General features: G+C 57.7%; 6 protein-coding genes. 2 read left to right on the plus strand and 4 right to left on the minus strand.

Annotated features, from left to right (window positions below; all coding sequences use genetic code 11):
* Positions 1-185: 185 nt before the first annotated feature.
* The 4 genes from BDE01S_RS08225 to BDE01S_RS08240 all read right to left on the minus strand — a co-directional run bounded on the left by BDE01S_RS08225 (position 186) and on the right by BDE01S_RS08240 (position 3,127).
* Complete coding sequence (locus BDE01S_RS08225; RefSeq protein WP_066080011.1) at positions 186-620, minus strand: ExbD/TolR family protein; 435 nt, start codon at positions 618-620, stop codon at positions 186-188.
* 3 nt (positions 621-623) lie between these two features.
* A complete protein-coding gene (locus tag BDE01S_RS08230) occupies positions 624-1,283 on the minus strand; it encodes a MotA/TolQ/ExbB proton channel family protein (RefSeq protein ID WP_066080014.1) in 660 nt (219 codons plus the stop codon).
* 45 nt (positions 1,284-1,328) lie between these two features.
* A complete protein-coding gene (locus tag BDE01S_RS08235) occupies positions 1,329-2,285 on the minus strand; it encodes an energy transducer TonB (RefSeq protein WP_066080017.1) in 957 nt (318 codons plus the stop codon).
* A gap of 392 nt (positions 2,286-2,677) precedes the next feature.
* On the minus strand, positions 2,678-3,127 hold the full coding sequence (locus BDE01S_RS08240) for an RrF2 family transcriptional regulator (protein ID WP_066080020.1): 450 nt from the start codon (positions 3,125-3,127) through the stop codon (positions 2,678-2,680).
* A 195-nt stretch (positions 3,128-3,322) separates the two neighbouring features.
* On the opposite strand from BDE01S_RS08240, the gene BDE01S_RS08245 reads away from it, so the two are divergent.
* The gene (locus BDE01S_RS08245) at positions 3,323-3,700 is read left to right on the plus strand and encodes a hemerythrin domain-containing protein (protein ID WP_066080023.1); all 378 of its coding nucleotides are present in this window, start codon (positions 3,323-3,325) and stop codon (positions 3,698-3,700) included.
* A gap of 87 nt (positions 3,701-3,787) precedes the next feature.
* Entirely contained in the window at positions 3,788-4,945 is a 1,158-nt protein-coding gene (locus BDE01S_RS08250) for an NnrS family protein (protein ID WP_066080025.1), read from the plus strand.
* Positions 4,946-4,971: the final 26 nt, after the last annotated feature.

Below are 4,971 nucleotides of genomic sequence, written 5' to 3' on the forward strand. Positions count from 1 at the left end.
ATCCGGCTCTACGGAACAAATGATAACTAAGCTGTTTTCAGGCCGCATTATCGGATATCCTGCAATAAACAAGTGAATTAAAGCCGTCTGAAAAACCGCACTTATACGTTTTTTCAGACGGCTTTTTGTTTCCATCGTATCAGCCTGCCGCCGTAAACCCGTCACGGCTGCGCGGCTTGCTGCCCTTATTGAGCTTTGGTTTCCGTCACGAAACCGATTTTGCTGATGCCGGCATCGCGCGCGGCGCTGAGGGCTTTGTTGACGTAATCGTATTCCACCGCTTTATCGGCGGCGATGGCGACGATGGTGTCTTCATTGGCCGCTTTGGCTTCTTTCAGGCGGGCGGCCACGTCTTCGACGCTGAGTTTGCTGGCTGATTCCGCGCCAAGGTAATACGCGCCGTCGGCGGCGATGGTCAGACGCAGCGGCTCTTTGGGCTGCTTGTCTTTTTTCGCCGCCTGCTCGGAAGCGGTCGGCAGCTCCAGCGGAATCGAGTGGGTCAAGACCGGCATGGTAATCATAAAGACAATCAGCAACACCAGCATCACGTCCACCAGCGGCGTGACGTTGATGTCGGACATCGGCGCATCGTCGCCGTTATTCATCGAACCGAATGCCATGGCTTAATCCTTTTGGTTCAGCAGGCGGACGTGCAGATCGTGGGCGAATGCGTCCAAATCCTGGCTGATGGTTTTGTTGCTGCGGTTCAGGAAGTTGTAGGCCAATACCGCAGGAATGGCGACAAACAGGCCGGCGGCGGTTGCCACCAACGCCTCGCCAATCGGGCCGGCCACGGCAGCAATGCTCATCTGGCCGCTTTCGCTGATGTTAATCAAGGCGTGGTAAATGCCCCATACCGTGCCGAACAGGCCGATAAACGGTGCGGTTGCGCCGATGGATGCCAGCGCGGTCATGCCGCCGTCAAACTGGCGCATGGTTTGGCTCATGCTGCTGCGGATTTGCGAAACCAGATATTCATTGAGCGGCAGGGCATCGGCCAGCGTTTTGGCGCCGCCCTGGCGGTAATTGCGGTAGGCGCGCACAGCTTCCGTGGTCAGCGTGCTCACGGGCGATTCAATGCCCTGCACTTTCTGCGCCGCTTCGTCCAAAGATGCCGCACCCATCACGGCCTGCTTGGCCGCTGCGTTGCCCTGCTTGGCGCCGCGCAGCTTGATAACGCGCAGCACAATCACGCTCCAGGTGACGATGCTCATCAGCACCATCAGTAAAAATACGCTAATCAGTACGAAATCGCCTGATTGGAAAACTAAAGCTAAATTCATGTTTGATTCCAAAAAGATAAGAAAAAATACTTGTGCCTGCGCGGATTAATTCAGGCTGAAATTGACCGGTACGGTAAACAGCGTCCAGGCCGAGGCGTTGAAACTGCTGTTTTGCGCGGCTTGGCGAGCGGCTCTGTCCAAACGCGCCGATCCGCTGCTTTTCGCCACTTTCACGCTGCTGACTTTGCCGCCCGGTGCAACCAATACATGCAGCACCACTCTGCCCTCTTCGCCGGCTTCGATGGCAGCGGGCGGGTAAGGCGGTCTGGCGATATTGGCCGAGCCTTTAATCGGATTGCTCTTGCTGCTGCCCGGGCCGCTGCCGCCGCCCGAACCGCCGCTTCCTTCGCCTTTATCGCCTTTCGCGCCGCCGCTGCCTTTACCTTCTCCTTCGCCGCGGCCGCTGCCCTCGCCTTTGCTGCCGCTACCGCTGCCTTTGGCACGGTCTTTGCCGCTGCCGCCTTTAGCGCCTTCTTCGGCGCTGCCGCCGGATTTGGCGGCCGGTTTATCAGCTGCGGGCTTGGCGGGTTTAGGCTCGGGCGCAGGCTCGGCTTTGGCTTGCGGTTTCGGCTCAGGTTTCGGAACGGGCTTGGGTTCCGGCTTAGGCTCCGGTTTGGGTTCGGGCTTCGGACGCTCCACCGGCTTGGGTTTCTCGACCGGTTTGGGCGGCTCTTTAGGCTGGCGGATATCGGCATCCGCTTTTTTGGTCACCACCGGTTTGATGGCCGGCTTAGGCGGCTCGACCGGTTTGGGCTTGGGTTTGGGTGGCTCTGCTTTGGGTTTCGGCGGCGCGGGCGGCGGCGGTGTTTCTGCCGCTGCGGGCGCACCTGCGCCTTCCGCTGCGCCGTCTCCGCCGCCGAAATCACCCAAATCCACAAATTCGATATGCTCCAGCGTGATTTGCTGGGGCGGGTTGGCACGCCACAGTAGCGCCATCAGGCCGACGTGCAGCAGGGCGACTGCTGCCACTACTATGGGGTTTACAATACGTTCGTTTTTCATAGTGGCGACATATTAATGGCAATTATTCCCATTTGCAATCTATTTATGCGGCGGACGCGGGGCTTTGTCTTATTTTTACCTTGCGGACGATAAAAGCCGTCTGAAAACGGATTTTTCAGACGGCTTTTCTGCACGCTCATCTCGCACCTATAGTTAAATTCCTAAAAAACGAAACCTGTCAGGTTTAGAACGAATATCGGTATTTTTGTAGAAAAGTACAATCTTCACATGCCGTCATTTCCGCGCAGCGGACTTGCGAAGCTAATGACGGCAATAAAGATTTATGCTTTTAAGAATTTCACGCCATGCGTCGATGCAAAACAGCCTGCGTTCCTTGTAGAAAAGCAGGCCGTCTGAAAACGGCGGGTTGAGCCGATATTTGCCCGCAGGCGTCAGGCAGTTTCCGCCATAATGTCGATTTTGGGGAAATACAGCAAATCGTAAGTGGGCTTGTTCATCAAATCCTGCAGGGTAAAGCCGTCGAGATAGTTGAAGAAGGATTTGACCGCGCCGCTCAAAATACCGGTCAGGCGGCAGGACGGGGTAATCAGGCATTCGTTGTTGTCGCCCATACACTCGACCACCTGCATCGGCTCGAGATGGCGCACCACCGCGCCGACGTTGATTTTTTCAGGCGGCATGGCCAGCTTCAGGCCGCCGCCTTTGCCGCGGATGCTGGTGAGAAAGCCGCCTTTGACCAGCGCGGTGACCACTTTCATCAGATGGCTTTTGGAAATGCCGTAGGTATCGGCGATGGTGGCAATGTTAACCAGCGCATCGTCGTTGACTGCGGTATAAATCAATACGCGTAAACCATAGTCTGTGTGTTGTGTCAGGTACATGATTTTCCCTATTTCGAGCGTTTTATTCTTGTCGGGAGCCGCCGCTGATGCCTTCCGGCGGCGGCATGGAAGTTGACTTTACTGCAAATTAAGTTTCATAATACATGAAACTTATAAATCTATCCAGATTTTACCGCATATTCCGCCGCACGCGCGGCGGCTGCGCGGTAAACCTATTATGAAACGGAACACATCATGAAACCGCTGAAACGCCATGCCGCGCTGATTGAGCTTTCGCGCGACCACCATCATTCCCTGGCTTTGTGTCTGCGTATCCTGCGCGCGCCGTCTGAAAACCACCGTGCCGAAATCGAGCCGCACGCCGCTGATTTGGCGGTGCATTTTGCCGAAGAGGAAGCACAGTTCGCCCCGTATTGGCACGAAATCGATGCCGCGCTGCGCGAGCGTTTCGAGGGCGACCATGCCAAGCTGCGGGCGATGATGGCTGCGCCGGACTATACGAGCGAAGCGTGGAACACCGAATTTGCCACCACCCTGCGCGAACACGCCCGCTTTGAAGAGCGCGAGCTGTTTCCAGCCGTTGAGCCTTACCTGCCCGCAGCGGCGGACTAAAGCCGCATTTTCAGACGGCTTAATCGGCAGATGCGACGCTTGCGCCCGCCTGCCACCCGCTTATCATAACAAATTTCGAGGAACACCATGCACTCCCTGTTCAAACACCCGGTCTGGGCGATGGCTTTCAGGCCGTTTTACGCGCTGGCGGCGCTCTACGGCGCTTTGTCGGTTTTACTCTGGGGCTTCGGCTATCAGGGCACGCCCGAGCTGCCCGGCTTTTACTGGCACGCCCATGAGATGATTTGGGGCTACGCCGGCCTGGTGGTGATTGCTTTTCTGCTGACCGCCGTTGCCACTTGGACGGGGCAGCCGCCCACGCGCGGTGCGGCATTGGCGGGGCTGACCGCCGTATGGCTGCTGGCGCGGATTTGCGCGTTTGTGCCGGGCTGGGGCGCAGCGGCTTCGGGCTTTTTCGGCACGCTGTTTTTCTGGTACGGCGCGGCGTGTATGGCGCTGCCGGTGTTCCGCGCCCGCAACAAGCGCAATTATGTGGCTGTATTTGCCATTTTCGTATTGGGCGGCACGCACATGATGTTCCACCGCCAGCTCAGCCCGTTTGACCCGGCCGCGCTGCTGACCGGCCTGCAATCCGGCCTGATTATGGTGGCGGGCTTTATCGGACTGGTGGGAATGCGGATTATCTCGTTTTTCACGTCCAAACGCTTAAACGTGCCGCAGATTGCCAGCCCGCAGTGGGTCGGACAGGCTTCGCTGTGGCTGCCCATGCTCACCGCCATGCTGATGGCGCACGGCATTCTGCTGCCCGTGGCCGCGCTGTTTGCTTTTGCGGCGGGCATCATCAGCGTCGTGCAGGTGTACCGCTGGTGGTATCCGGCCGTATTGAAAGAGCCGATGCTGTGGGTATTGTTTGCCGGTTATGCCTTCACCGGCCTCGGTTTGATTGCCGTGGGCATCGCTTATTGGAAACCGGCTTTCCTGAATTTGGGTGTGCACTTAATCGGCGTCGGCGGCATCGGCGTACTCACGCTGGGCATGATGGCACGCACGGCGCTGGGGCATACCGGCCAGAGCATTTACCCGCCGCCCAAATCCGTGCCCGTAGCGTTTTGGCTGATGATTGCTTCGACTTTGGTGCGCGTGTTGGCAACGTTTGTCAGCGGCACGGCCTATACCCACAGCATCCGCTGCTCCGCCGCGCTCTTTGCCGCCGCGCTGCTGGTTTATGCCTGGCGGTATATTCCCTGGCTGCTGCGCCCGCGTGCGGACGGGCGACCGGGTTGATGATGTATAGTCGAAGAACTGAATTT

It is taken from the genome of Bergeriella denitrificans NBRC 102155, from assembly GCF_001592185.1.
Lineage (GTDB): Bacteria > Pseudomonadota > Gammaproteobacteria > Burkholderiales > Neisseriaceae > Neisseria > Neisseria denitrificans.